The sequence below is a fragment of the Ruegeria sp. HKCCA5463 genome (assembly GCF_013034175.1).
Lineage (GTDB): Bacteria > Pseudomonadota > Alphaproteobacteria > Rhodobacterales > Rhodobacteraceae > Ruegeria.
On the sequence record NZ_WQFL01000008.1, the window covers coordinates 184,852 to 210,570 of the forward strand.

The window sequence follows — 25,719 nt, forward strand, 5'->3', positions numbered from 1 at the left end:
GCCAACTCCTGCAATTTCCTTGCAACTCTATCTAGAAAGGTGGTGACAACCACATGCAGGTTAGTGTTCGCGACAACAACGTCGATCAGGCGCTTCGTGCCCTGAAGAAAAAGCTGCAGCGCGAAGGCGTGTTCCGTGAAATGAAGCTGAAGCAACATTTCGAGAAACCGTCCGAGAAAAAAGCGCGCGAGAAGGCTGAAGCGATCCGTCGTGCCCGTAAACTGGCACGCAAGAAAGCACAGCGCGAAGGTCTGCTCTAAGACTTTCCTCGTCCAGCTTTGGATGACACTATTTGACGACCCCCGAGGCATCGCCCGGGGGTTTGTCGTTTCGGGGATCGGTTTCAATCCGCCGACTCGTGGTACCGGCTGTGCGACAAGCCGCCATTTCCTCACCAGCAACATTTTGCCCGGCATTTTGCAGCGCAGCGAATCCCGCACCGGTAGCATCGGGTTGCCAAAACTCGCCTGAAGTGAACCGCCCCCTACCACCGTCGACACCCCCACCTCTAAGTGAGCCCGTCCGGAAGGACACAAACACAAACGGAGGCAAAAATGTCGACTGCAAGTACATTCGAACGCGAGATGCTGGGGCTGATCAACCAGGAACGCACATCCCGCGGGCTCAACCCGCTGCAACTTGAGACGCAGCTGAACGATTCATCCGAAGATCACAGCACCTGGATGCTGGACACAGACACGTTCAGTCACACCGGTTCGGGCGGTTCCAGTGCAACCCAGCGGATGCAAAACGCCGGATTTGATCTTGAGGGAAACTGGCGGACCGGCGAAAACATCGCATGGCAGTCCGAACGCGGGCAGCCCGGCATCAGCGATGACGTGGCGCAGTTGCACCAGAACCTGATGAACAGCCCGGGCCACCGCGCCAATATCCTGAATCCGGATTTCAAATATATCGGGATCGGCGTCGAAACCGGTGACATGCAGGGCTTTGATGCGGTGATGGTCACCCAGAACTTTGCCGCAACCGACGCGGCAGTCATGCTGGACAACGGCAATACGAACACACCGCCCGTTCCGCCAACCACGCCGGACGAAGTTGCCGTACCAGAAGAGCCGGAAGTCGAAACGCCGGACACTGACGTCACCGAAACCGAAGAGCCAGGAACTGAGACTCCCGGAACCGAAGCGCCTATACCCGAGACACCAGACACCGACGTCACCGAGACCGAAGAGCCGGAGCCCGAAACGCCGGATACTGACGTCACCGAGACCGAGGAACCGGAACCCGAAACACCCGGAACCGAAGAACCAACACCCGATGCACCAGATACCGACGTCACCGAAACCGAAGAGCCGGAACCCGAAACGCCGGACACCGAAGTGGTTGATGGCGGTGAGCCCGAAGCATTCTGCTTTGACGTTCAGGCTTTCCTGGATGAAATCGCCAGTTTCCTCGAAAACCTGCAAGCGCAGTTTGACGAGTTCAACTGGGGTGACGATGTGAACGGCGACACGGACGTGGCAGACACCGATGATACCGACATGATGCCGACCGCCGACGCCACGCCGGAAACGGAATCCGAGCCTGCGGGCACCGAAACCGCCGACGTCGATGACTGTGACATCACAATGGTCAACTTCTTCCACTTTGACTGCATGATGGATGCAGCCTGATCAGTTGACCCTGTGCGAGGCCGGCCGTGTCGGCCTCGCACATTCCGGCTCAGAGCCTGATTTTGCTTCAATAGATCTTTGGTACGTAAAGCTCATCCGGCAAAACGCGGCGTTCGTATTCCGGGTTGTACTTGCGGTCGGGCAGATTGACCTTTTCCTGAGGCACGTCCTCGTACGGGATTTTTGTCAAAAGATGCTCGATACAGTTCAGCCTTTCGCGTTTCTTGTCATTGCCCTCGACGATGTACCACGGGGCCTCGGGAATATTGGTTCGGAAAAGCATATCCTCTTTGGCCTTTGTGTAGGATTCCCAGCGGATGCGGGATTCCAGATCCATCGGCGACAGCTTCCATTGTTTCATCGGATCGTGAATACGCATGAGGAATCGCAACTGCTGTTCCTCGTCCGTGATCGAGAACCAGTATTTCAGCAGAATGATCCCTGACCGCACCAACATCCGTTCGAATTCGGGGACGTCCTGAAAGAACTGTTCAACCTGGTCCTCGGACGCAAAACCCATTACCCGCTCGACCCCCGCCCGGTTGTACCACGAGCGGTCGAACAGAACGATTTCTCCCGCCGCCGGCAGATGCGGTACGTAGCGCTGGAAATACCACTGGCTTTGTTCGCGGCGGCTGGGTGCCGGCAACGCGACCACGCGCGCCACGCGCGGGTTCAGACGCTGGGTGATCCGCTTGATCACACCCCCTTTACCGGCACTGTCACGGCCTTCAAACAGGATACAGACCTTGGCCCCGGTATGCTGTACCCAGTCCTGAACCTTGATCAGTTCGGCTTGCAGGCGCAGCAGGTTGCGGAAGTAAACCTTGCGATCCAACATATCCGGATGCTGTTCCCGATAGATTTTTCGGACTTCCATCGACAGCATCGGCTCACTGAATTCTATCTCGAAATCTTCGTCCAGCGTGTCCTCCAGCTCGGCTTCCAGCCAGTCTTTGGGGGCGCCAGTGTTTTCGTTGTCCAAGGTCAGCTCCTTCTCGGTCTTCGGGTTCGGACCATATCGAGCCCGTGTAACAACCTGATGCCACCAGATAAATTGATGCTAGGGTCACGAGTCCTGCGGCCGTTGTCGTGCCTGCAAATCAGGTCCAGCGCGAGAATATGATCTTTCACCTGAATTTGTACATCTGTCCCGCGGGATACAAGCGTCTGAATTGACGCAATGCGTTGCGCTTGGCCACGGATGCTTGCATTGCCTCGTTTTGGTGCGGCATCACGGTGCGCATGACAAAGACGAGGCGATTGTGACATTCCTTCTTTCCGTGATGCCCATTATCTGGCCCTGGCTTGTTCTTATATCAGCGCAATTGATTGTGCTGACCCGGCGGACAGGCATCGGCTTGTCGTTGCTGGTTTTGTTCATCAGCATTGCCTCGGCGACAGGATTGATGTCACCCATGGCGATCGCTGCGGCGGCCATTGGTCTGGTCGGAGCTTCGTTGCTGCCCCATCTGAAAGGATGGCCTGCTGTCGCCGGACACCTGTTGTTGATCCTGTGGTGTCTGGTGATGGGTGCACATCTGCTGCCGGGATTCGAAAATTTGAAAATTCTGGATCAGGTACAGGCGGGTACGGGAAGCGCCAGTTTCACCCTGCATCTGAACCTGGACAAACCGATGGTCTTCTTTGCCGTTCTTCTGGCCTGGCCCCGGATGCTGCGCGGCAAAACGCAGATCAAACGCACGGCTTTGCTGGCAGGGTTGCTGCTCCTGCCGGGGCTGTTTCTGTTGGGGCTTTCCTTCGGCGCGGTACAGCCGGAATTTACTGTCCCGCCTTGGTGGCTGGTATTTGCCCTGTCCAACCTGTTTCTGACCTGCCTGACGGAAGAAGCCTTCTTTCGTGGCTATCTGCAATCGGCCATCGCCCCGCGCCTGGGGGACGTTGGCAGTGTAATAGCAGCCAGTCTGCTGTTCGGGCTGGCCCATGTCGCCGGGGGTCCGGCGCTGGTGGTTTTTGCTTCCATTCTCGGGCTGGCCTGCGGATTGGGATACTATGCAACCAGACGCCTGTGGGTGCCTGTGATGATGCATTTTGGGTTCAACCTGACCCACCTTTTTCTGTTCACCTATCCCGGACCTTTATGACAATTAGACGGGCAAGGCTGTGGTCTTGAACACGGTACGCAAGGCAAACGAGCTTTGCATTTGCGCCACCCCGGGCAGGCGCGACAGGTATTGCCGATGGATGCGGGCGAAATCTTCGGTGTTTTCCGCCACAACTTTCAGAATGTAATCCGCCGTACCGGCCATCAGATGGCATTCCAGCACATCCGGTATCCGGGCCACCGCCTTTTCAAACGCATCCAGAACCTCTTCGGCCTGACCCTGTAGCGTGATTTCGACAAAGACCGTTGTCGGCACGTTCATCTTCCGCGCATCCAGCAGCGCCACGTAGTTGCGAATGTAGCCTTCAACCTCCAGCCGCTGAACACGCCGGTGGCAAGCCGACGGAGACAAGTTGACCTGTTCAGACAATTCCGAATTCGACATCCTACCGTTTTTTTGCAATGCCGCCAGAATCTTGCGATCAGTCGTATCCAAGCTCATTCATGCAATTCCTTTGCAAGGTTTTTGTATATTACGCGATATTCTTCCAAAGAAAAATATACTGACACGTTTTCTTTCACAGAAATTGCACTGCGAAATGCACATAATTTAAGCAGTTTATGTACGGAGAACCCCATGAAAATCGGTTGCCCCAAGGAAATCAAACCCCAGGAATTCCGCGTCGGGATGACGCCCAATGCTGCTCAGGAAGCAGTTGCACGTGGTCACGAAGTTCTGATCGAATCCAGCGCAGGCATCGGCGCGGGATTTGACAACGACGCCTATGTCGCGGCTGGCGCACGTATCATCGACACTGCGGAAGAGGTGTTTGCTACCGCCGACATGATCGTCAAGGTCAAGGAACCCCAGGCCGTGGAACGCAAGATGCTGCGTGAAGGGCAGTTGCTGTTCACCTATCTGCACCTGGCTCCGGACCCGGATCAGACGCATGACCTGCTGGAATCGGGTTGCACCGCAATCGCCTATGAGACTGTGACCGATGCGAACGGCGGCCTGCCCCTGCTGGCACCGATGTCCGAAGTCGCCGGTCGTCTGGCCCCTCAGGTCGGGTCGTGGACGCTGCAAAAGGCCAATGGCGGGCGCGGCGTTCTGATGGGTGGCGTACCCGGTGTCGGCCCTGCCAAAGTGGTCGTAATTGGCGGCGGCGTCGTTGGGACCCATGCGGCGAAGATCGCTGCCGGAATGGGCGCGGATGTCACCGTTCTGGATCGCTCCTTGCCGCGGCTGCGCTATCTGGACGACGTCTTTGGCGGAACCTTCAAGAATCAGTATTCGACGGCGGGTGCCACGGCCGAGCTGATCCAGGATGCCGATATGGTCATCGGTGCCGTTCTGATCCCCGGCGCTGCGGCCCCAAAACTTGTCTCGCGCGCCCAGTTGTCGACGATGAAACCCGGTGCCGTACTTGTCGATGTTGCCATCGATCAGGGCGGGTGCTTCGAGACGTCGAAAGCCACCACCCATGCCGACCCGATCTACGACGTCGACGGCATCATGCACTACTGCGTTGCCAACATGCCCGGCGCGGTGGCGCGCACCTCGACCATCGCCCTGGGCAACGCCACGATGCCGTTCATGCTGTCTCTGGCGGACAAAGGCTGGAAACAGGCGTGTCAGGACGATCCGCATCTGCTGGAAGGTCTGAACGTCCACGCTGGCAAGCTGACCTACTATGCGGTCGGCAAGGCCCTTGGTATTGACGTCGTCTCGCCCAACGTAATCGTCAAGTCGTAACCACTCCCGCCCCTGAAATCGCTTTTGAAAAGCGGTTTCCAGCGTTGGGCATAGCGCCACGCCACAGGCGTGGCGCGGTCGGACCCAAAGCGATGGTTTGAACAAAGAAAAGGGCACCGCGCCCTTGCGCGGTACCCGGCCTAACGGAAGGAGGGCATTTTCGAATGCCCGATCGACGGGCGGGAGCCGTCACCCCTGTTTCTGGATTTCCACCGAATGAGGGTAAGGGATCGAAATACCCTTGTCGTCAAAGGCTTCCTTGATCGTTTTCGTCAGCTCGAATTTGACATCCCAATAGTCTGGCGCCGAGCACCACAGCCGTGCCGTCAGATCCACCGAGCTGTCACCCAGGTTCGTAACCCGAACCCAGGGTTCCGGGTCGCTGTGAATGCGACTGTCCGCTTTGGCCACATCCAGAATGATCTGCATGGCTTTGTCCGCGCTGTCACCATAGTCGATTCCGAATACCAGATCGACACGACGCGTGTCATGGGCAGAGTAGTTCGTGATGATCGAGCCCCATGCCTGACCGTTCGGAACAATGATCTGCACGTTGTCCGGCGTCACCAGCTCGGTGGTGAACAGGTTCAGGTCCTTTACGGTGCCTGACGTGCCGCCGATATCAACGAATTGACCCAGCTTGTAAGGCCGGAAGACAACCAGCATCACACCGGCCGCCAGATCGCTGAGCGTTCCTTGAAGCGCCAGGCCGATAGCCAGAGACGCGGCACCCAGAATGGCGACGATGCTGGTGGCTTCAATTCCGAAGATGCCCAGAACGGCGACCAGAACCATGGCGAGAATGGCCCATTTGACCAGGCTTGCCATAAAGTTCCCAAGCGTCGGATCAATATGCGGCGTCGAATTGATCCGGCGGCGAACCATGCCCCCGATTGCACCAGCCACGATCCAGCCCAGGATCAGAACGACAAGCGCCTTGACGGCACTCATGATCAGCGGGGCAAATGCGCCCACCTGTGTTACGACCTCATCCACGCCCATCTCCTTTCAACAGCAAGAAACCCGCGAGGTTTTCGCGGGGGTCACCAGATTGTGAGCCAAGTTTGGCTTCCGGTCTAGGTGCGAGTTTCGTTTGATTTCCCCTTTGTTCGCCAGAAAACACGGCCTGACCGGAAATGCACATCGCCAAGGGCTTATATAAATCAGGCGTGGCCCCTAGCTTTTACAGGGACAGCCAAACAGGAGCCCCCAATGCTGGACAACAAACCTCATCCGATCATGGCGCGCTGGCCCGCGCAATCCCCGGACAAGATTCAACTGTATTCCTATCCGACTCCAAACGGCGTAAAGGCATCGATTATGCTGGAGGAAACCAGCCTGCCCTATGAGCCCCATCTGGTGACGCTATCGGATGCGGATGTCAAAAGCCCCGAGTTTCTGTCGCTGAACCCAAACAACAAAATCCCAGCCATCATCGATCCCAACGGGCCGGACGGTGAGCCGCTGGCCCTGTTCGAAAGCGGGGCAATCCTGCTGTATCTGGCCGAGAAATCAGGCAAGTTGCTGGGACAAAGCGCGGCAGACAAGCATCGCATTACACAATGGCTGATGTTCCAAATGGGGGGCGTAGGGCCGATGTTTGGCCAGCTTGGCTTCTTCTACAAATTCGCGGGCAGCGAAATCGAAGACCCCCGACCGCGCGAACGCTATGTCAACGAGGCCAAACGCCTTTTGAACGTGGTCAACACGCAACTGGAAGGGAAAGACTGGATCGCCGGCGATTACTCCATCGCCGATATCGCTCTTGCCCCTTGGTTGAATGCTCTGGACTTCTACGGCGCGAAAGAGGTTGTCGGCTGGGACGGCTACGCCAATGTCGTCGCCTATGTCGACCGTTTCATGCAACGCCCGGCGGTGCAGCGCGGCAAGGCCATACCCTCACGCGCTTGATCTGTTTCGCGATTGACAGGGTGCCGAAACCGGCACCCGCATTGAAAAACTCAGCCCGGCAGTGCACCCGTCAGCACATACCGCAGGATTTCGACAACCTGCGCGGGCTTTTCCGCCACGGCCAGCGCGGCTGCATCCACTTCTTTCAACGCGTGCTGATGCTCGGGGCCGTGCAACACGATGATGGATTTACCCAGCGCTGCGGCATAGCCCGCATCAAAAGCCGCGTTCCACTGTTTGTACTTGTCGCCAAACCGTACAACCACAACGTCAGCATCCGAAATGCCCTTGCGGGTCCGGATCGCGTTGACCATCGCACCCTTGTGGTCATGCCAGTATTTGTTCGGCTCTTCCCCAAGAATGGCAACGCCGCAATCGTCGCTTGCCGCGTGGTCCGTCACCGGGCTGTTGAATGTGATGTCCAACCCCTGCGCGCCGTCGATGATCTGTTCGCGCCAATCGGTGTGGATTTCGCCAGAGAGGTACACGTTCAGCATCTTTCGTCCTCCGTAAACACGAAAAGGGCGCCACCGCCCCTTCATCTTTTCTGAAATACTCCCGCCGGAGGCGGCCCTGCATCAGCCCCGCAGAACACCGCCGGTCGCCTTGGAGACTTTGGCGATGATCTTTTCGGCCACCGCTTCGATGTCCTTTTCCTTCAGCGTCTGCTCTGTCGGCTGCAAACGTACCGTTATGGCCAGCGATTTTTTACCTTCACCCAGGCTGCCACCGATGAATTCGTCAAAGACACGCACATCTTCGATCAGCGCCTTGTCGGCACCTGCCGCCGCGTTCACCAATGTCAGCGCCTCGACGTTTTCATCAACGACAAAGGCAAAGTCACGTTCGACCGCTTGCAAGTCACGCAATTCCAATGCGGCACGTGTGGCACCGGACTTGCGGGGCAATGGAACCTCGTCGGGCCAGATCGAAAAGGCCATTGCCGGACCCTTGATATCCATCGCCTGCAACACGCGCGGGTGCAGCTCACCAAAAACACCCAGCACCTTTTTGGGACCCAGACAGATCTTGCCGTGACGACCCGGATGCCACCAGGCATCGCCGTCGCGCAGAATCTGTACCTTGGCCGGTGCTCCGATCGCCGCAAGAACGGCCTCGGCATCCGCCTTGGCATCAAAGACATCCACCGGGCGCGAGGCCCCACGCACATCCTTGGGGCCATTGTGGCCAACCAGCAGGCCGGCGATCTGGGTTTTCTGGTCGCCGGGTTCGCCATCATGGAAAACAGGGCCAACTTCGAACAGGGCGACGTCGGCGTATCCGCGTGCCTGATTGCGGGCCGCGGCCTGCAACAATCCGGGCAGAAGATCCGGGCGCATATGGCTCATCTCGGACGAGATCGGATTTTCAAGCATGGTTGCGTCAACCCCGCCACCGAACAAAGCAGCCGAAGCCTGATCGATGAACGTATAGGTGACGCATTCGTTGTAACCCAGCGCGGCGCAGGTGCGGCGCGCCATGGACTGGCGGCGCTGAGTCGGTGTCATCACCGGCTTGGGAATACCATCTGTGACACGCGGCAAGGGCTTGCCCTGCAACTTGGTCAACGAGGCGATCCGTGCGACCTCTTCCACTAGATCAGCCTCACCCATGATGTCGGGGCGCCAGCTTGGCACGTGGGCCATCTCGCCCTCCAGCCGGAAACCCAGACGGGTGAGCGTCTGACGCTGCTCGCTTTCGGGAATGTCCATCCCGACCAGAGACTGCACCCGTTCGGCATCCAGCTTGTACGCACGCGCGTGGTTCGGCGCTTTGCCCGCCTCGACCACTTTGGATGCTTCGCCACCGCAGATGTCCAGAATCAACTGGGTTGCGTGCTCGAGCCCTTCCAGCGTGTATTCAGGGTCCACGCCGCGTTCGAACCGGTACCGCGCGTCCGAATTGATTTTCAGCGCACGACCCGTCAGCGCGATCTGCACATGATCCCAGAACGCGCTTTCCAGGAACACATTCACAGTATCCTCGGTGCAGCCGGTTTCCTGACCGCCCATGATGCCTGCGATGGATTCCGGGCCTTTGTCATCTGAAATGACCATCATGCCGGGCTGAAGGGTGTATTCCTTCTCGTCCAGCGCCACCAGGGTTTCACCGCCTTTGGCGCGATGAACGCGAAGATTGCCCTGCACCTTGTCCGCGTCAAACACATGCAGCGGGCGGTTATGGTCAAAGGTCATATAGTTGGTGATATCCACCAGCGCCGAAATCGGACGCAGCCCGATCGCCTTCAACTGATCCTGCAACCACTGCGGGCTGGGGCCGTTCTTGACGCCCTTGATAAGGCGGCCCGTGAAATGCGGGCAGCCATCCAGCGTATCCTCGTCAATCGATACTTTGATCGGGCTTTCGAAATCACCGGGCACCGGCACGTAGTCGCGCTGTTTCAGAGTGCCGATCCCACGCGCCGCCAGATCACGCGCGATGCCTTCCACGCCCAGCGCATCGGGCCGGTTCGGAGTGATCGCGATCTCGATCACGGGATCGACTTTCGACGGGTCATTCTCGGCAAGCCAATCAACGAACCTGTCACCGACCTCGCCCGAGGGCAATTCGATGATGCCGTCATGTTCGTCCGACAATTCCAGCTCGCGCTCGGACGCCATCATGCCAAAGCTTTCGACGCCGCGGATCTTGCCGACGCTGATCGTCAGGTCCAGACCGGGGATATACATGCCCGGCTTGCAGACGACGACAGTAATCCCTTCGCGGGCGTTGGGCGCGCCGCAGATGATCTGCAACTCGCCTTCATCCGTGTCCACCTTGCAGACACGCAGCTTGTCGGCGTCAGGGTGTTTTTCCGCGTGTTTCACATAGCCCAGCGTAAAGTCCTTGAGCTTGTCAGCCGGGTTGATGACCTCTTCGACCTCAAGGCCAAGGTCGGTCAGCGCCTCAGTGATCTCATCAACCGACGCATCGGTGTCGAGGTGGTCTTTCAGCCAGGACAGAGTGAATTTCATTGCTCGGGGCCTTTTTTGGCAGATATCCAGTCGGCACAGGCAATGACAAAGAATGCGCCAAGGTGCAAGCGTTGCGGGTCACGGATAAGTGGGGGTGCGGCCCAAAAGTTCGTCCAATTGCCAGCCGATCCAGCCATGGGGGATGAAATGCCCACCCGGATGAGTGTCCAGCGTGACCTGCCCCTGCGCGCAATCGGTCCATTCCACACGGTTAAGCGTCAGGAACGGCTTTACGCTCCAATCCCCGCGCGGTGTCGCGCCGTTGCAATCGAACTTGGCTTTCCACAGCGCCACCGGATAGGTCGTGTCACCATCCGGCCCAAAGGGAAAATCCATCACCGTATCGTCCAGCCCATGCACATGGCGCACCTCGCGCGGGGCTTCGGGGCAGGCTTCCGTCTGCCGGATACTGCCCGCAACAGCCAGCAGGGCGGCGATGTCATTGCCTGACTGGCACACATAGCGCCACGCCATCGCACCGCCGAAGGAATAGCCCGAGACATAGATACGTTCCGGATCAACTGGATAGCGCTTGGCCACATCCTCCAGCACCGCATCGGCAAAGGGCACATCGCCCGTGTCCGGGGTCCAAAAATCCCAGCTTTTGCCCAGCCCGTTCGGCGCCACCAACAACACACCCCGCAGCTTGGTCGCGCCTGCGATGCGTTCGTGGTTCACCACAACGGTCCCCTGCCGCGCCCAGCCGTGGAAATGCAGCAACACCGGCAGAGGCGTTACACCGTCCCAGCCATCGGGTTCCAGCACATGGTACGAGCGGTCGCCGACCTCACAGGCCGTATCGCCATGGCAATCCGACTTCCATGGTCCCATGGCGAAAGCGGGGGTTGCGGTCAGCAAAAGAAAAAGCAGTCGATGGATCATGCGCCCGACCCTACCCAGCCTGAGCGCCAAGTCACGTCACAACCCTGTGGGAACCTGTAACAAGCCGCGCTGTCGCCCGTCTGTCAGGCTAGATCACAAGCCGCGCCATTGCCAGACCGCGGGGTGGCGATCCTCGGGCTATGCTGGGCAGTTTATGCTGGCCAAGTCCGCTTGACGTTCAAACGGGGTGCCTGCGGAGACAAATCGCCAGCCCGTGCGGACCGGACATCAAGCGAAAAGCTTGAAAACAATCTGAAATAGATAAGCAACTCCAAAAAACATGAGAGCGGCTATCAATGTGTTGATCCACCATGAAAAGCGACGAACTGTCCAAAATGGAACTTCATTTCCTATGCACTCAGCACATTTAACAGATGCGACAAAGGCCGCCCGTTGGTTTAAGTATACGCAATCGACAATAACCAACTCACGAGGGGCCATTTGCGGTATCGTGACCAAGCAATGTCCTTTTTCGACATTTTTGTATTCTACATTTCGCGGTTGCCAAACTGAAATGTCCGCTGGAAAATCCGACAACACAAACTCCACGTTTGTAGCTGGCTTACTTCCAACATTCTGGAGAAAAAACTTTTCAGTATAGATTTCTGTGTGGTTGCCGTTGCTGGTGTTATCCTCCGTTGGCACAGAAATGATATTGCGGGAGTTATTGGCGCGCCCATAAATCAGTTTCACGCGCGGCCTAAACAAGAATAGCACGCAAGCGGCCAATAACGTGAACGCTAGCCCGATTAGTTCGTCGTGAATTGGATCAAGAGTCGCCCAGATTGACGAGGCTACTTCAATCACCGCGACAAACCACCATGCAGGTTCGGCATATCCAGCGCCGCGAACCCGTAGTGCCGCAGCCAGCGCAGGTCGCTGTCAAAGAACGCCCGCAAATCGGGAATGCCGTATTTCAGCATCGCCAGACGGTCGATCCCAATCCCGAACGCAAAGCCTTGGTAGACCTCAGGGTCAATCCCACCAGCGGCGATCACCTTGGGGTGGACCATGCCCGAGCCCAAAATCTCCATCCAGTCGTCGCCCTCTCCGATCTTCAGCTGACCATTGTCCCACGAACAGCGGATATCGACCTCGGCCGACGGTTCAGTGAACGGGAAGTGCGAGGCGCGAAAGCGCAGTTCGACATCGTCGACCTCGAAGAACGCCTTCACGAATTCTTCCAGAACCCATTTCAGGTTCGCCATCGAGATGTCCTTGTCGATGGCCAGCCCTTCGACCTGATGGAACATCGGCGTATGGGTCTGGTCATAGTCGGCGCGATAGACGCCGCCCGGACAGATCACGCGGATCGGCGCGCCCTGTTTCTCCATCGACCGGATCTGCACCGGCGACGTATGGGTGCGCAGCACATGCGGCGGGCGGTTGTCGCCCTCGGCGCGGTGCATGTAGAACGTGTCCATCTCGGCCCGCGCGGGGTGGTGGCCGGGGATGTTCAGGGCGTCAAAGTTGTACCAGTCGGTCTCGATCCGCGGCCCTTCGGCCACCGAGAAGCCCAGTTCGGCAAAGATCGCGGTCAGTTCCTCGGTCGCCTGGCTGATCGGGTGGATCGAGCCCTGACGGCGCGCGCGGGTCGGCAGGGTGACGTCCAGCCATTCGGTGCGCAGACGCTCATCCAGCGCGGCGTCGGCCAAAGCGGCCTTTTTGGCGGACAGGGCCGCGTTGATCTCATCCTTCAGGGCATTCAGCGCTGGGCCTGCCACCTGGCGTTCCTCGGGCGTCATTTTACCCAACTCGCGCATCTTCAGCGCGACCTCGCCTTTTTTGCCCACGGCGGCGACACGGATCGCCTCAAGCGCGTTCTCGTCGCCTGCCTCGGCGATTTGGCCCAGATATTTTGCCTTAAGATCGTCCATGACGCCCTCTGAATTTGGTCGCCAACCTGCTATCGGGCCAGCCCCGCGAATGCAAGCGGGACCGGGCGGATCAATAGCTGTATTCGGGGAAAATCCGGGTCAGATCACCGTTCCAGTCGCCGTTGTAGTGTTCCAGCAACTCATCCGCAGGCACTTTCCCGCTTTGGATGCTGTCCTTGAGCGCGTTGAGGAAATGGGTCTCGTCCGGCACCAGGCCACCGGCACCGGGATAGGCGCGGGCTTTCAGGCCGGCCTCGGAGATCGCCACAACCTCACGCGCCAGATCGTGCATGTTGATGTTGCCGACCTTCGCTTGCAGACCGTCTTTGGCAGCCGCGACACGCAGCGCCTCGCGGGTCTCGGTGTCCCAGCCTTTGACCAGATCCCAGGCCGCGTCCAGGGCCGTCTGATCGTAAGTCAGGCCAACCCAGAAGGCGGGCAAGGCACAGAGGCGCCGCCATGGGCCGCCATCGGCCCCGCGCATTTCCATGAATTTCTTGATCCGCGCCTCGGGGAAGGCGGTGGTCAGGTGGTCGGCCCAATCGCTGAGCGTGGGCGTTTCCCCCGGCAGGGCGGGCAGTTCGCCTTTCAGGAAGTCGCGGAAAGACATGCCCAGCGCATTGATGTACTGGCCGTCGCGATAGACGAAATACATCGGAACATCGAGCGCGTATTGCACGTAACGCTCGAACCCAAAGCCGTCTTCGAACACGAAAGGCAGCATGCCCGTACGCGCATCGTCCAGATGCCGCCATATATAGCTGCGCCAGCTTTTCTGGCCATTTACCTTGCCTTCGAAAAAGGGCGAGTTCGCAAACAACGCCGTTGCCACCGGCTGCAAGGCCAGCGCCACGCGCAGTTTCTGCACCATGTCGGCCTCGGACCCGAAATCGATATTGACCTGAACCGTGCAGGTGCGCCGCATCATGGCGCGGCCCATGGTGCCGACCTTTTCCATATAGTCGTTCATCAGCCGATACCGTCCCTTGGGCATCAACGGCATTTCCTCATGTGTCCAGGTCGGTGCCGCGCCCAGACCGATAAAACCCACGCCGATCTCATCTGCGATGTCCTTTACCTCGCGCAGGTGGGTGTTCACCTCATCGCAGGTTTCGTGGATGGTCTCGAGCGGAGCACCCGACAGCTCCAGCGCGCCGCCCGGCTCCAGGCTGACATTGGCGCCATCCTTTTCCAGACCGATCAGATGACCAGCTTCACGGACTTCGGCCCAACCGTGCCGGTCGCGCAGGCCCTCCAACACCGCCACGATGGATCGCGCACCGTCGAACGGCAACGGTTTCAGCGTGTCCGTGCAGTAGCCGAATTTCTCATGCTCGGTGCCGATGCGCCAGTCTGCCTTGGGCTTGCAGCCCGACTCCAGATATTCGGCCAATTGCTCGTGGCGTTCGATTGGTCCGCCGCCGGACTGGGGGATGGACATGAGACCCGTGCTCCGATCCTGATGTGTCTGTCTTTTGGCCAGTCGTGGGGGCAAACCGCGCCGGTGTCAATGCAGCCGAAGGTGTGGAGGGCGCGAGGGCGTACGCTCCCAAATCACGACCGGGTGGGCCGATCCACCGTTCAGTTCGGCCAGCATATGCTCGGTTTTCAGGCCCGGAAGCGCCGAGAAGACATCGAACAGCGCCTCGGCCCCTTCCGCATTCACAGGAATGTGAAGCACCGCCTGACCCGGTTGTTCCAACACCCAATGCGCCGGCGTCGAGGTCGGATCGAGCGCCAGCCGCTCAATCTCGCGCGTGGCGATGATGCCGCCATCCAGTGGGCCGAAATAGGTGATCTGACCTTCATCGACGGTCACGACACCCTGTCCGCCAGTGCCGGTTCTGAACCGCGCGCGCTGCACCCCGATGACCGCCAGGGCTATTGCGACAGCGACAAGCAGCCAGCCGATCCACCCCAGCAGACCACCGGGCCCGTTGATCCAGCTGAGACCGAGGATCAGGACAAACCCGGCTACCAGCACTTCGCGCCAGCGCCACAGGGCCAGTTTTGCCTCGGGTCGGATGAAACTCATGACAGCACATTTTGTGGTGTTTGCAACAGGGCGATCCGATACCAGCCGATCTGCTGGAACCCCATCGTCTCATAGGCTCGCGCGGCAGGTGGATTGTTGGCGAACAGGATGGCCGTGTTCGCGCCCTCGGCCCTCGCCTTTTGCAGCACAGCCGTTGTGACCTTGCGCCCGAGTCCACAGTTTCTGTTCTCGCGCGGCACAAATACACCGCCGACCTGAACCTGATCCCGGACTGATGCATTGATGGCGGCCATGGCTACGGGGGCGTCGTCTTCCAGCATGACAATCGCTCTGCCTGATTTAATATCGGTGGTGATCCGGTCGGAGGCCATATCACGCGCCTCTTGCCCTTTGGCCTGGTTGGTATCCTCGAAGTAATCCGCAAACCAACGCGTCAGTAACGGCCGGTCTGCTTCGGACAGGGCGCGAAACGGAATCGGTGCCTCTGGGATTTCGCCCAGATCCAGGCGGTACAGGGGTTCATCATGATGCAGGCGATAACCGGTCTGTCCAAGCCCTAGCGCGTCCAATATCATCTCAACCTGTTGTGCAGCCCCTGTCATGCCCAGTACGGTCTGACCTGCGATCCGGCCCGCAAATGCCTGAGCGGCCTCTGGCGAACAATCGGGCAGTTGCGCCATCAGGTAACCCTTTTTGGTCAGGCCAAATACGCCTTGAATGCGATCCTGCCCCCAAATGAAGAACCGGGTGGAGTGGTCATCGTCTCCAAATCCAATCCCGTGCGCCAACAGGTTGCTGCGCAGAAACATGGAAGTATCGGGATGTTTGGCCAAAAACGCCTCAATGGCCGGAGTATCAGACGGCGAGGCTTCTTGGATCACGCCCAATCCCCTAGCGCCTGCTGCCACATGGTCAATGCAGCCACCGCTGCCGTGTCGGCCCGCAGGATACGAGGGCCAAGGCTGACCACATGCGCGAATGGCAACCCTGTCAGACGCGCGCGTTCCTGGTCCGAAAACCCGCCTTCCGGGCCGATGAGAACCGCCCAGGGCCGTCCTTTCTCATTGGCGGCCAGTCGCAGGGCCGATCCAACCTCGGCTTCGTTGCAGAACATCAGTTGCCGATCTTCGGGCCATGCATCCAGCAGCCGATCCAACCGCTGCAAGTCGGCAACCTCGGGCACGTAGGTTCCGCCGCACTGCTCGGCCGCCTCGACCGCATGGGCCTGCAGGCGGTCCTGACGAATGCGTTCGGAATTGGTGAACTCGGTCTGCACCGGCAGGATACGCGCCGCACCCATTTCGGCGGCTTTTTCCACGATGAAATCGGTGCGGGCCTTTTTTATGGGCGCGAACAGGAACCACAGATCCGGTGGCAACTGCAACGGTTTCGTCTGTTCAATACAGGTCAGCGTTCCGCCGCGTTTTCCCGCCTCGGAGACTTCGGCCAACCACTCTCCGTCCCGCCCGTTGAACAGGGCGACCTGCCCTTTGACCGCAAGTCGCATGACACCAAAGAGGTAGTGCGCCTGGTCGCGCGTCAAAGGAACCGATTGCCCCTGACCCAAGGGCTGCTCTACATACAGTCTGATCTTCGCACTCATGAGACCCTACATATGCAAGGCAATGCCCCAACACCAGATGGTCAAGTCGCCGATGCCGTCAGCGGCAACTGGGTCGACACCCACGCCCCGGCCTTTGCCCGCCCCTATCTGCGCCTCAGCCGCGCCGACCGGCCCATCGGGACATGGCTGCTGCTGATTCCCTGTTGGTGGGGGCTGGCTCTGGCGATCCTGCATGATGGGCAGCCGCGTTGGGAAGATCTGTGGATCGCCATGGGATGCGCATTTGGGGCCTTCCTGATGCGGGGCGCCGGTTGCACTTGGAATGACATTACGGATCGGGAATTCGACGGGCAGGTCGAACGCACACGCTCGCGCCCGATTCCTTCGGGTCAGGTCAGTGTCCGGCAGGCCGCGGTCTGGATGGTCCTGCAATGCATTCTGGCGCTTGGCATCCTTCTCAGCTTCAATCAGGCGGCAATTGCAATGGGTGTTCTGTCCCTGCTGCCCGTGACGATCTATCCGTTTGCCAAACGGTTTACCTGGTGGCCTCAGGTGTTTCTGGGGCTGGCCTTCAACTGGGGCGCCCTTCTGGCCTGGGCGGCGCATAGCGGTTCCGTGGGATGGCCTGCGGTGACGCTTTACCTGTCTGGAATTGCGTGGACCCTGTTCTACGATACAATCTATGCGCATCAGGATGCCGAGGATGACGAACTGATCGGCATCAAATCAACCGCTCGTCTGTTCGGAGCTGATACAGCGCGGTGGCTGAAGTACTTTTTGGTGGCGACCGTGTCGCTGATGGGGCTGGCCATCGTCGATGCAGGGGTGCCGGATGCCTCGATGCTGGCATTGGGCGTTGCGCTCTGTGGGCCTTGGGCAATGGGCTGGCACATGATGTGGCAACTCCGCGCGCTGGACATCGAAGACAATGCCAGGCTGTTGCAATTGTTCAGGCTCAACCGCGACACTGGCTTGATTCCGCTGATCTTCCTCTGCGTCGCCCTGTTGCTCTGATTGCACCTGCTGAACGCGGCCTGTAAAGATCGGCCCAACCGCCTGAGGAGTGTCAAACCCAAACATGCGTCTGCCGTATTTTATCGTTGTTTCCCTGATCTTTCTTGTGTCAGCCGGGCTGTCGCTTTTGGCAGCCAGCTATGCCGTCACAAAGATCGAAGAAACATCGGAATTCGCCGTGCGCCGGGCGCTTGATCTCAAAGGACACGACTGGGCCGAGGTCGAGTCAGACGGCTTGCGCGTGGTCCTGACCGGGATTGCACCCGATGAGGCGACACGATTCAACGCACTGACCGCAGCCGGAACCGAGGTCGATGCGTCCCGTGTAATCGATGAAATGGAGGTCGAAGCGACCTCTGCCCTGGCGCCGCCGCGCTTTTCGGCGGAAATTCTGCGCAACGATCGCGGCATATCGATCATCGGCTTGATCCCCGCCAGCGAAGACAGAGATGACCTGATCAGAAGGCTGGGCAACCTCGACCCCAACATCGCGGTTTCGGACCTGATGGAAACCGCGGATTACCCCAAGCCCGATGGTTGGGATGCCGCGATATCATATGCCATCGAGGCGCTGGCCAGCCTGCCGCGTGCCAAAATTTCCGCAAACGCCGATTTGGTCAAAATCACCGCCATTGCGGACAGCCAACAGGAAAAACAACGTCTTGAACGCGATCTGACCCGCGCCGCGCCGCCCAGCCTGCGGATCGGGCTGGCGATCTCGGCACCTCGTCCCGTCATAACGCCCTTTACGCTGCGTTTTCTGATCAACGAAGACGGTGGGCAATTTGACGCCTGTTCGGCACAGGATGCAAAGGCACGCGACCGGATCGTGACCGCTGCGCGCGATGCCGGCTTGTCGGGAACATATTCCTGCACCATCGGTCTGGGCGAGCCCTCGCCACGCTGGCCCGAAGCCGCCGAGAAGAGCATTCAGGCACTGGCCAGAATCGGCAAAGGCTCGGTCACGATGTCGGATGCGGACATCACCCTGGTTGCGGCGCAAGGCACGGATCCAGCCTTGTTCGACCGGGTTGTAGGTGAACTTGAAACAGCGTTGCCTCAGGTCTTTGCCCTGCATGCTGTGCTGCCGGAACCTGAAACCAGCGAACAGACCGGACCCGTCGAGTTCTCGGCGACCCGCAGCCCCGAAGGGCTTGTGCAACTGCGAGGGCGTCTGGGGGATGAAACGTTGCGGGACATGGTCGACAGCTATGCCCGCGCGGCCTTCGGCTCGGATCAGGTCTATACCGCGACCCGCATCGCGCCGGGGCTTCCGGCAGATTGGCCGGTGCGTGTTCTGGCCGGCCTCGAGGCGTTGGCCCAGCTTCACAACGGGGCCTTGACCGTAACACCAGGCTCGGTCGAACTGACCGGCCTCAGCCATGAAGAGGATGCCAAAGCCCGTATCGCAGGTCAGTTGTCGGACAAGCTGGGCGAAGGGCAGGAATTCACCCTGACGATCACCTATCAGCCTCCGCCAGAGCCCGAAGACGCGCTGCCCGATCCTGAAGTCTGCGAAGCGCAGATCGCCGAAATCCAGACCGTCAGCAAAATCGCGTTCGAACCCGGATCAGCGACGATCGCATCCGACTCGCGCGATACGGTGAACCAGATCGCCGACATCCTGCGTGACTGCGGGCCGATCCGGCTGGAGATCCAGGGCCATACGGACAGCCAGGGCCGCGAAGAGATGAACCAGCAGCTCAGCCAGGCACGGGCGCAATCGATTCTGAACGAGCTGCGCGGGCGGCGCATTCCCACCAGCAGCTACACTGCCGTTGGATACGGTGAAACACAGCCTATCGCGGACAACGACACCGAAGAAGGCCGCGAAGCAAACCGGCGGATCGAGTTCCGGCTGATTCGTCCCGAGCCGGTCGAAGCCTCCGAAACAGGCCTCGAAGCGCTCGAGGCTGAGGCCGAGGTTGGGGCTGAGGCCGACGCGCCTGAAACGGATCAGACCGAATCGACCGCACCAGACACGGACGCAGAGGACCAGTAAGTTGAACAGAACCGAATTCATCATCGCCACAGCCGTCATTCTGTTTGCGGCCTTCTGCATGGGCTGGTTTGCCAACTGGCTGGCACACCGCCTGTCCCGCGTCCGCCAAAGCGACGTTGCCGATCTGGATCGCATGAGCCAGGAACTGCACGAAGCGGAAGAAACCCGCGATCAGGCCATAACCTATCTTCAGCAACGTGAAGCCGAGTTGACCAATCAGCTGACCCAGACAGAGGCAGAGCTGGCCGCGGCCATGGACGGTCTGCGCGCCGCGCGGCAAGAGGCCGAGGAAATGCGCGGTCGGATCATCAACAACGCCGACTGAGAAACCGCCTTCCCGGACGGCTCACAGGACCTGCGCCAAATCTGCGATCAGGTCTTCGGGGTCTTCCAGACCAACCGACAGCCTGAACACGCCGTCGCCTGCGAAATCCCGGTAACTTGCCAATTGCGCCCCTTCCAATCGGAAGGACGATTGCATCAAAGCTTCGGTTCCCATCCAGAATATCAGACTGCGATGGTGGCCAAGCGACACGGCATAGTGAACGATCCGGAGTTTATCGATCATCTGCTGGGCCAGTGCCTCGCCTGTTGCGTGATCACCCACCTGAAAAGCGATCATGCCGGATGTGTTGCGCATCTGCTGTTGGGCCAGCTCATATTGGGGATGCGACTTCAGCCCCGGATAGATCACTCTGGTCACGCGCGCGCGTGTCTCAAGCCAATCGGCAACGACGGTGGCGCCTGCCTGATGCGCTGTCATCCGCAGCGGCAGAGTGGCCATGCCCCGCGCGATCATCCACGCGTTGAAGGGGGACATGATGCTGCCGTGGTGGATCGCGGATTCGGTGCGGATTTTCGCGATCAGGTCCTTTCGCCCGGCCACCGCACCACCGATGGCATCACCGTGCCCGCCGATATACTTGGTCGCCGAATGCATGATCAGATCAACGCCCAGCTCTTTGCTTGGCTGACCAAGCGGAGACGCAAAAGTCGCATCGCAGGACAGCAACGCCCCGGCGCTTTTGGCAATTGCTGAGACCGATGCCAGATCGGTCAGACGACCGATCGGGTTCACGGGTGTTTCCGTGTGGATGAGACTCGTGTTCGGCCTGATGGCTGCTGATACCGCCGAAAGATCGGACATGTTGACCGTGCTGACATGGATCCCCAGACGCGGCAGCGTGTCCCGCGCCAGCTCTGCCACACCCGCGTAAGAGACGTCGGAAACGATCACATGATCCCCGGCCGACAGGAACGTCAGGAAGATGGCGGTGGCCGCCGCCATACCGGACGCCAGACACAGGCAATCTTCGGTGCCTTCCAACATGCTGATCTTGGCCTCCAGCGTCCTGACGTTGGGATTGGCCCAGCGCCCATAAAGATAAGGGGCTTCTTCCTCCAGATCGTGGGCCGAGAACCCCGCCACCTGATCCGTGACGAATGTCGAAGACATATGCAGGGCCGGCGCAGACGCACCGCTGGTCGGGTCCGGGGCTTCGCCTGCATGGATTGCCCGTGTCGCTAGGCCCTTGTTTCTCAGTCCGTCATGCATGGCGCCATCCTCTTGATCCTCTTGCGCAGATTTAGCGCAGGCTCGTGAACCGGCGTCCAGAGAAGAATTGAAACCGCTCGGATTCCAGAACCCCGGGGTGGTCGCGCGACGCTACCAGCGGGTCAGAGCATCTTCGTCCTGATCTTTGGCCGCAACCCATTCGGCGCCGGAACGGGTAATTTCCTTTTTCCAGAATGGCGCGCGGGATTTCAGGTAATCCATCAGATACTCGGCCGCCTCGAACGCGTCCTTGCGATGCGGGGCCGCCGTGGCCACCATCATGATGCGATCCCCCGGAACCAAGCGTCCAAAACGGTGTATGACCAGCACGTCACCCAATGCCCAACGCGCCTGCGCCTCTTCGGCGATCTTGGTCAGGGCGCGTTCGGTCATACCGGGATAGTGCTCGATCTCCATCACATCCAGATCACCGCTCGCCAGGTCACGCACAACGCCGGTGAAAGTGACGATGGCGCCGTTGGAATCATCCCCGGCGGCAAAGGCATTGGCCTCGGCCCCCAGATCAAATGCCTCTTGCTGAACCGCGATCCGCATCGGTCAACCGCCCGTCATCGGCGGGAAAAACGCAACTTCCCGAACACCTGCCAGCGACGCATCGAAATCCGACAGCTCCTGATCCAACGCAACGCGCAGCGCGGACAGATCGGCAAATGCCGCGGCATAGCGCTCTTCCCGAGCGCTCAGTTCAGTCACCAATTCGCTGACCGTGGCCGCTTGCGTTTCGACCTTTTCCTTTGGCAAGCCGATGCGTTCGCGCACCCAGGCGAAATACAGAACATCCATCGGTTAGCTCTCCTTCAGATGAGGCATGGCTTTACGTAGGTAGTCATAGCCGGTGATCAATGTAAGCGTTGCCGCAATCCACAACAGCCACAGCCCGACCTGACCCGCCCAATACATGCCATCGACATTCAGGCGCAGGTGGTTCACGTCGTCGACCTGACCCGCAATGATCTGCTCGACCAGCTCGGCATCCATGCCAAAACTCGCCATCACGGCATAGTGCTCGAAGATACCCTGCGAAAACAGAACCGCGATGGCGACCATCTGGGCCGTGGTCTTCCATTTGGCCAGTTTGGTGACTTTGAGCGTCCCGGCCACATCGCCCAGATATTCCCGCAGGCCCGAGACAAAAACTTCGCGAAACAGGATCACGGTTGCAGGAAGGACAAGCCACGGCGTCCAGTGCTCGGTCGAATAGCCCACAAGGATCATAAGCGCGATCACCACCATGGCCTTGTCGGCGATCGGATCCAGCATCGCTCCGATCTTGGTCTCCTGCTTCCATGCGCGGGCCAGATACCCATCGAACCAATCGGTAATCGCCGCCGACAGGAACAGGATCAGTGCAAACCAGTCCGCATAGGGACGGGTGAAATACAGAAACATGACTGCCAGCCCGGGCGCGGCCAGCAGGCGCAGGACGGTCAGGAGATTAGGCAAATTCCACTTCATGGCTTGGACCCTATATCGCCGGTCCGGGACAGAAAAGCCAATCAGACAAAAAACTGTATCATTCAAAAGCGCTTGGTCAAAGCGCCGCAGGCCCGACGTCTCAGAACAGTACCTCTTGGCCTTTCCCGGCTTTGCGGTCAGATTGCCGCGCAAGCCCAGCCGGAAAGAACCAGATGACAGCGCATATTCAAACCGACACACGGTCAAACATGATCGGCAGCCTCTGGATGGTCGCCGCGATGGCCGGTTTTGCGCTGGAGGATGCGATGCTGAAGGCAGCTTCAGCCGCGCTGCCGATCTGGCAGGTCCTGGTTCTTTTCGGCGCGGGCGGGTCGGTGATTTTCGCTGCGGTGGCCCGGGCCCGTGGGCAGCGGCTGCTGCAACCTGACGTTCTGTCCCGCCCGATGAAAATTCGGGTGCTGTTCGAGGTCTTTGGTCGGTTGTTCTATGTTCTGGCCATCGCACTGACGCCGTTGTCCTCGGCCACGGTGATCCTGCAAGCCACGCCTCTGGTCGTTGTTGCAGGCGCCGCGTTGTTCTTTGGCGAGACAGTCGGTTGGCGGCGTTGGAGCGCTATCTTTGTCGGCATGATCGGCGTTGTCGTCATCCTGCAACCCACCGGAGACAGCTTTTCGTTGCTGTCGATACTGGCGGTGCTGGGAATGCTGGGATTTGCCGGACGTGATCTGGCCAGCCGCGCAGCTCCTGCCACGCTAGGAACAGAAGTCCTGGGGTTTTACGGCTTCCTCAGCATCATCGTGGCCGGGGTGGCCTATCGGTTCTGGGAGGGCGCGCCGATTGCACCGGTTGGCCTTCACACCAGCCTGCATCTGATCGGTGCGGTGCTGATGGGCGTAATGGCCTATGCGTCGCTGATGAAGGCGATGCGCACCGGCGAAGTGTCCGCCGTGACCCCGTTCAGATACACCCGGCTGTTGTTCGGCATTGGGCTTGGCGTAGCCATGTTTGGTGAGAGGCTGGATCCCAACATGTGGATCGGCGGCGCGCTGATCGTCGCGTCGGGCCTATATATCCTGTGGCGGGGCCGGCAAGCCTAGCCCTTGTCGTGGAAGAAATCGTAAACCTTCTGCGCCAACCCGGCCGAAATCCCTTCGACCGCTTTCAAATCGGCCAGATTGGCCCGGCTGACGGCTTTGGCGCTGCCGAAATGGGTCAACAGAGCACGCTTGCGCGCAGCCCCTACCCCCGGGATTTCATCCAACGGCGTTGCACCCACGGCCTTGGCGCGTTTTGCACGATGGGTGCCGATGGCGAACCGGTGCGCTTCGTCTCTGAGGCGTTGAATGAAATACAACACAGGGTCGTTGCGTTTCAGCGCAAAGGGGCGCTGGCCGATCCGGTGAAACTCTTCCTTGCCGTGGTCGCGGTCGACCCCCTTGGCGACGCCGACCATGGGAATGTCTTCGACCCCATGTTCGACCATGATCTGATGCACCGCGCTTACCTGCCCTGCGCCGCCATCAATCAGCAACAGATCGGGCCACAGCCCTTTGTCGCGGTCCGGGTCTTCCTTTTGCAGTCTGGTGAAGCGGCGGTTCAGTACCTCTTTCATCATGCCGAAGTCGTCACCCGGTGTCAGGTCATCACCGCGAATGTTGAACTTGCGGTAAGCGTTCTTCATGAACCCCTCGGGGCCGGCCACGATCATGCCGCCGACAGCATTGGTGCCCTGAATATGAGAGTTGTCATAGACTTCGATCCGTCCCGGCGGACCATCCAGATCGAACGCCTCGGCCAGCCCGCGCAGCAACTTGGCCTGCGTGGCACTTTCCGACATGCGGCGGGCCAAAGCCTCGCGCGCGTTGCGCAAGGCACCGGCAACAAGTTCCTGTTTTTCGCCACGCTGCGGCACAAGGATTTCGACCTTGCGCCCGGCTTTCTCAGACAGCGCGTCCTGCATCAGATCCACGTTTTCGATTCCGTCCGACAGGATCAGCTGACGCGGCGGTTCCTTGTTGTCATAGAACTGGCCCAGAAAGGCCTCCATCACCTCGGCAGGTGAAACATCCGGGCCGACGCGGGGATAGAAATCCTTGTTGCCCCAGTTCTGGTACGCACGGATGAAAAACACCTGCACGCAGGCCTGACCGCTGTCCATATACAGGCCGATCACGTCCGCCTCGGCCACACCGCGCGGGTTGATGCCCTGAGAGGTCTGCACCTGCGTCAGAGCCCGGATGCGGTCACGCAGACCTGCGGCGCGTTCGAACTCCATCGCCTCGGATGCGGCCATCATCTGCTCGGCCAGTTCCTCTTGCACCTTTGTCGAGCGGCCCGACAGGAAGCGTTCGGCGTCCTTCACGCTTTCACGGTAATCCTGCTCTGAGATCAGGCCGACACACGGCCCGGAACACCGCTTGATCTGATACAGAAGGCATGGCCGCGTTCGGCTGTCGAACATCGAATCCGAGCAGTTGCGCAGCAGGAACGCTTTTTGCAACTGGTTCAGCGTCCGGTTCACCGCACCGGCACTGGCGAAGGGGCCGAAATAGGCACCTTTTTCCTTCTTCGCCCCTCGGTGTTTCTTGATCTGCGGAAAGTCATGATCCTTGGCGACCAGTATGTTCGGAAAGCTTTTGTCATCCCGCAACAATACATTGTACTTGGGTTTGAGCTGCTTGATCAGGTTCTGCTCCAGCAGCAGGGCCTCGGTCTCGGTTCGCGTGGTCAGGAACATCATCGAGGCCGTCGCGGCAATCATCTTTTCGATCCGCCCCGAATGACCCGGCCGTGTGTAATTCGACACCCGTGCCCTGAGGTTTCGGGCTTTGCCGACATACAGAACCCGGCTGTCTGCATCGAGCATGCGGTAAACGCCCGGAGAACTGTCCAGCGTTTTTACATAGCGCTGAATGCAGGCATAGCCGGTGGGGGATGATTCGCTGTCGGTGGTCATGATCCTGAGATATGATTCTCTGGCAATGGCTGCAATCTCACGCCTTCCAGATCAAGAGAAAACAAATCCACGGTTTCTGTGGATAAGTGTGA

26 protein-coding genes are annotated in these 25,719 nt (G+C 59.3%); 9 read left to right on the plus strand and 17 right to left on the minus strand.

Annotation, left to right across the window (positions count from 1 at the left end):
- Positions 1-53: 53 nt before the first annotated feature.
- Both rpsU and GOW09_RS17185 read left to right on the plus strand, forming a co-directional pair.
- Positions 54-260 carry a 30S ribosomal protein S21 gene (gene rpsU / locus GOW09_RS17180; RefSeq protein WP_005614280.1) on the plus strand — a complete coding sequence of 69 codons (207 nt, stop codon included), beginning with the start codon at positions 54-56 and terminating at the stop codon, positions 258-260.
- 294 nt (positions 261-554) lie between these two features.
- On the plus strand, positions 555-1,637 hold the full coding sequence (locus GOW09_RS17185; protein ID WP_171119763.1) for a CAP domain-containing protein: 1,083 nt from the start codon (positions 555-557) through the stop codon (positions 1,635-1,637).
- A gap of 67 nt (positions 1,638-1,704) precedes the next feature.
- Here GOW09_RS17185 and ppk2 read toward each other — a convergent pair whose 3' ends face one another.
- A complete protein-coding gene (ppk2, locus tag GOW09_RS17190; RefSeq protein WP_371419726.1) occupies positions 1,705-2,622 on the minus strand; it encodes a polyphosphate kinase 2 in 918 nt (305 codons plus the stop codon).
- A gap of 280 nt (positions 2,623-2,902) precedes the next feature.
- Here ppk2 and GOW09_RS22875 point away from each other — a divergent pair, with 280 nt between their 5' ends.
- Positions 2,903-3,742 (plus strand): CPBP family intramembrane glutamic endopeptidase, encoded by an 840-nt coding sequence (locus GOW09_RS22875; protein ID WP_171119764.1) that lies wholly within the window; start codon positions 2,903-2,905, stop codon positions 3,740-3,742.
- 3 nt (positions 3,743-3,745) lie between these two features.
- Here GOW09_RS22875 and GOW09_RS17200 read toward each other — a convergent pair whose 3' ends face one another.
- On the minus strand, positions 3,746-4,204 hold the full coding sequence (locus GOW09_RS17200; protein WP_152456756.1) for an Lrp/AsnC family transcriptional regulator: 459 nt from the start codon (positions 4,202-4,204) through the stop codon (positions 3,746-3,748).
- A gap of 135 nt (positions 4,205-4,339) precedes the next feature.
- Here GOW09_RS17200 and ald point away from each other — a divergent pair, with 135 nt between their 5' ends.
- Positions 4,340-5,458, plus strand: coding sequence for an alanine dehydrogenase (ald, locus tag GOW09_RS17205; protein ID WP_171119765.1), 1,119 nt, complete (start codon positions 4,340-4,342; stop codon positions 5,456-5,458).
- A 189-nt stretch (positions 5,459-5,647) separates the two neighbouring features.
- On the opposite strand, the gene GOW09_RS17210 is transcribed toward ald, so the two are convergent.
- Complete coding sequence (locus GOW09_RS17210; protein WP_245218130.1) at positions 5,648-6,409, minus strand: mechanosensitive ion channel family protein; 762 nt, start codon at positions 6,407-6,409, stop codon at positions 5,648-5,650.
- A gap of 261 nt (positions 6,410-6,670) precedes the next feature.
- Here GOW09_RS17210 and GOW09_RS17215 point away from each other — a divergent pair, with 261 nt between their 5' ends.
- Complete coding sequence (locus GOW09_RS17215; RefSeq protein ID WP_171119767.1) at positions 6,671-7,369, plus strand: glutathione S-transferase family protein; 699 nt, start codon at positions 6,671-6,673, stop codon at positions 7,367-7,369.
- A 50-nt stretch (positions 7,370-7,419) separates the two neighbouring features.
- Here GOW09_RS17215 and GOW09_RS17220 read toward each other — a convergent pair whose 3' ends face one another.
- The 9 genes from GOW09_RS17220 to GOW09_RS17260 all read right to left on the minus strand — a co-directional run bounded on the left by GOW09_RS17220 (position 7,420) and on the right by GOW09_RS17260 (position 16,702).
- Positions 7,420-7,866, minus strand: coding sequence for a YtoQ family protein (locus GOW09_RS17220; protein WP_171119768.1), 447 nt, complete (start codon positions 7,864-7,866; stop codon positions 7,420-7,422).
- 81 nt (positions 7,867-7,947) lie between these two features.
- Positions 7,948-10,344: a phenylalanine--tRNA ligase subunit beta gene (gene pheT, locus GOW09_RS17225; protein WP_171119769.1), complete on the minus strand. Its 2,397-nt coding sequence runs from the start codon at positions 10,342-10,344 to the stop codon at positions 7,948-7,950.
- 78 nt (positions 10,345-10,422) lie between these two features.
- Entirely contained in the window at positions 10,423-11,226 is an 804-nt protein-coding gene (locus GOW09_RS17230; protein WP_171119770.1) for a PHB depolymerase family esterase, read from the minus strand.
- Positions 11,227-11,454: 228 nt separating this feature from the next.
- Positions 11,455-11,919, minus strand: coding sequence for a hypothetical protein (locus GOW09_RS17235; RefSeq protein WP_171119771.1), 465 nt, complete (start codon positions 11,917-11,919; stop codon positions 11,455-11,457).
- Between the two features lie 110 nt (positions 11,920-12,029).
- Positions 12,030-13,103 (minus strand): phenylalanine--tRNA ligase subunit alpha, encoded by a 1,074-nt coding sequence (gene pheS / locus GOW09_RS17240; RefSeq protein ID WP_171119772.1) that lies wholly within the window; start codon positions 13,101-13,103, stop codon positions 12,030-12,032.
- A 70-nt stretch (positions 13,104-13,173) separates the two neighbouring features.
- Positions 13,174-14,544: a glutamate--cysteine ligase gene (locus GOW09_RS17245; RefSeq protein WP_171119773.1), complete on the minus strand. Its 1,371-nt coding sequence runs from the start codon at positions 14,542-14,544 to the stop codon at positions 13,174-13,176.
- A gap of 66 nt (positions 14,545-14,610) precedes the next feature.
- The gene (locus GOW09_RS17250; protein ID WP_171119774.1) at positions 14,611-15,138 is read right to left on the minus strand and encodes a hypothetical protein; all 528 of its coding nucleotides are present in this window, start codon (positions 15,136-15,138) and stop codon (positions 14,611-14,613) included.
- The gene (locus tag GOW09_RS22880) at positions 15,135-15,980 is read right to left on the minus strand and encodes a GNAT family N-acetyltransferase (RefSeq protein WP_171119775.1); all 846 of its coding nucleotides are present in this window, start codon (positions 15,978-15,980) and stop codon (positions 15,135-15,137) included. Before GOW09_RS22880 ends, GOW09_RS17250 begins: the two co-directional genes overlap by 4 nt.
- Entirely contained in the window at positions 15,977-16,702 is a 726-nt protein-coding gene (locus GOW09_RS17260; protein ID WP_171119776.1) for a 16S rRNA (uracil(1498)-N(3))-methyltransferase, read from the minus strand. Before GOW09_RS17260 ends, GOW09_RS22880 begins: the two co-directional genes overlap by 4 nt.
- A 12-nt stretch (positions 16,703-16,714) precedes the next feature.
- Between GOW09_RS17260 and ubiA the strand changes: the two genes are divergently transcribed.
- The 3 genes from ubiA (at position 16,715) to GOW09_RS17275 (ending at position 20,004) form a co-directional block, all read left to right on the plus strand.
- Entirely contained in the window at positions 16,715-17,677 is a 963-nt protein-coding gene (gene ubiA, locus GOW09_RS17265) for a 4-hydroxybenzoate octaprenyltransferase (protein WP_171119777.1), read from the plus strand.
- Positions 17,678-17,741: 64 nt separating this feature from the next.
- Positions 17,742-19,679: an OmpA family protein gene (locus GOW09_RS17270; RefSeq protein ID WP_171119778.1), complete on the plus strand. Its 1,938-nt coding sequence runs from the start codon at positions 17,742-17,744 to the stop codon at positions 19,677-19,679.
- 1 nt (position 19,680) lies between these two features.
- The gene (locus tag GOW09_RS17275; RefSeq protein WP_171119779.1) at positions 19,681-20,004 is read left to right on the plus strand and encodes a hypothetical protein; all 324 of its coding nucleotides are present in this window, start codon (positions 19,681-19,683) and stop codon (positions 20,002-20,004) included.
- A 21-nt stretch (positions 20,005-20,025) separates the two neighbouring features.
- On the opposite strand, the gene GOW09_RS17280 is transcribed toward GOW09_RS17275, so the two are convergent.
- The 4 genes from GOW09_RS17280 to pgsA all read right to left on the minus strand — a co-directional run bounded on the left by GOW09_RS17280 (position 20,026) and on the right by pgsA (position 22,710).
- Positions 20,026-21,234: a PLP-dependent aspartate aminotransferase family protein gene (locus GOW09_RS17280; protein WP_171119780.1), complete on the minus strand. Its 1,209-nt coding sequence runs from the start codon at positions 21,232-21,234 to the stop codon at positions 20,026-20,028.
- 111 nt (positions 21,235-21,345) lie between these two features.
- The gene (locus GOW09_RS17285) at positions 21,346-21,789 is read right to left on the minus strand and encodes a molybdenum cofactor biosynthesis protein MoaE (RefSeq protein ID WP_171119781.1); all 444 of its coding nucleotides are present in this window, start codon (positions 21,787-21,789) and stop codon (positions 21,346-21,348) included.
- A 3-nt stretch (positions 21,790-21,792) separates the two neighbouring features.
- Entirely contained in the window at positions 21,793-22,038 is a 246-nt protein-coding gene (moaD, locus tag GOW09_RS17290) for a molybdopterin converting factor subunit 1 (protein WP_171119782.1), read from the minus strand.
- A 3-nt stretch (positions 22,039-22,041) separates the two neighbouring features.
- A complete protein-coding gene (gene pgsA, locus GOW09_RS17295) occupies positions 22,042-22,710 on the minus strand; it encodes a CDP-diacylglycerol--glycerol-3-phosphate 3-phosphatidyltransferase (protein WP_152456738.1) in 669 nt (222 codons plus the stop codon).
- Positions 22,711-22,883: 173 nt separating this feature from the next.
- On the opposite strand from pgsA, the gene GOW09_RS17300 reads away from it, so the two are divergent.
- Complete coding sequence (locus tag GOW09_RS17300) at positions 22,884-23,768, plus strand: DMT family transporter (protein ID WP_171119783.1); 885 nt, start codon at positions 22,884-22,886, stop codon at positions 23,766-23,768.
- On the opposite strand, the gene uvrC is transcribed toward GOW09_RS17300, so the two are convergent.
- Positions 23,765-25,627 (minus strand): excinuclease ABC subunit UvrC, encoded by a 1,863-nt coding sequence (uvrC, locus tag GOW09_RS17305; RefSeq protein ID WP_171119784.1) that lies wholly within the window; start codon positions 25,625-25,627, stop codon positions 23,765-23,767. The two genes, GOW09_RS17300 and uvrC, sit on opposite strands and share 4 nt — an antisense overlap.
- Positions 25,628-25,719: the final 92 nt, after the last annotated feature.

Coding starts and splice junctions, on each gene's coding strand:
- GOW09_RS17260 (WP_171119776.1), bottom strand. CDS start 16,702: ATGAGTGCGAAGATCAGACTGTATGTAGAGCAGCCCTTGGGTCAGGGG.
- GOW09_RS17285 (WP_171119781.1), bottom strand. CDS start 21,789: ATGCGGATCGCGGTTCAGCAAGAGGCATTTGATCTGGGGGCCGAGGCC.
- GOW09_RS17230 (WP_171119770.1), bottom strand. CDS start 11,226: ATGATCCATCGACTGCTTTTTCTTTTGCTGACCGCAACCCCCGCTTTC.
- GOW09_RS17270 (WP_171119778.1), top strand. CDS start 17,742: ATGCGTCTGCCGTATTTTATCGTTGTTTCCCTGATCTTTCTTGTGTCA.
- GOW09_RS17200 (WP_152456756.1), bottom strand. CDS start 4,204: ATGAGCTTGGATACGACTGATCGCAAGATTCTGGCGGCATTGCAAAAA.
- GOW09_RS17280 (WP_171119780.1), bottom strand. CDS start 21,234: ATGCATGACGGACTGAGAAACAAGGGCCTAGCGACACGGGCAATCCAT.
- GOW09_RS17185 (WP_171119763.1), top strand. CDS start 555: ATGTCGACTGCAAGTACATTCGAACGCGAGATGCTGGGGCTGATCAAC.
- moaD (WP_171119782.1), bottom strand. CDS start 22,038: ATGGATGTTCTGTATTTCGCCTGGGTGCGCGAACGCATCGGCTTGCCA.
- GOW09_RS17245 (WP_171119773.1), bottom strand. CDS start 14,544: ATGTCCATCCCCCAGTCCGGCGGCGGACCAATCGAACGCCACGAGCAA.
- GOW09_RS17215 (WP_171119767.1), top strand. CDS start 6,671: ATGCTGGACAACAAACCTCATCCGATCATGGCGCGCTGGCCCGCGCAA.
- ald (WP_171119765.1), top strand. CDS start 4,340: ATGAAAATCGGTTGCCCCAAGGAAATCAAACCCCAGGAATTCCGCGTC.
- GOW09_RS17300 (WP_171119783.1), top strand. CDS start 22,884: ATGACAGCGCATATTCAAACCGACACACGGTCAAACATGATCGGCAGC.
- pgsA (WP_152456738.1), bottom strand. CDS start 22,710: ATGAAGTGGAATTTGCCTAATCTCCTGACCGTCCTGCGCCTGCTGGCC.
- rpsU (WP_005614280.1), top strand. CDS start 54: ATGCAGGTTAGTGTTCGCGACAACAACGTCGATCAGGCGCTTCGTGCC.
- pheS (WP_171119772.1), bottom strand. CDS start 13,103: ATGGACGATCTTAAGGCAAAATATCTGGGCCAAATCGCCGAGGCAGGC.
- pheT (WP_171119769.1), bottom strand. CDS start 10,344: ATGAAATTCACTCTGTCCTGGCTGAAAGACCACCTCGACACCGATGCG.
- GOW09_RS17220 (WP_171119768.1), bottom strand. CDS start 7,866: ATGCTGAACGTGTACCTCTCTGGCGAAATCCACACCGATTGGCGCGAA.
- uvrC (WP_171119784.1), bottom strand. CDS start 25,627: ATGACCACCGACAGCGAATCATCCCCCACCGGCTATGCCTGCATTCAG.
- GOW09_RS17210 (WP_245218130.1), bottom strand. CDS start 6,409: ATGAGTGCCGTCAAGGCGCTTGTCGTTCTGATCCTGGGCTGGATCGTG.
- GOW09_RS17250 (WP_171119774.1), bottom strand. CDS start 15,138: ATGAGTTTCATCCGACCCGAGGCAAAACTGGCCCTGTGGCGCTGGCGC.
- ubiA (WP_171119777.1), top strand. CDS start 16,715: ATGCAAGGCAATGCCCCAACACCAGATGGTCAAGTCGCCGATGCCGTC.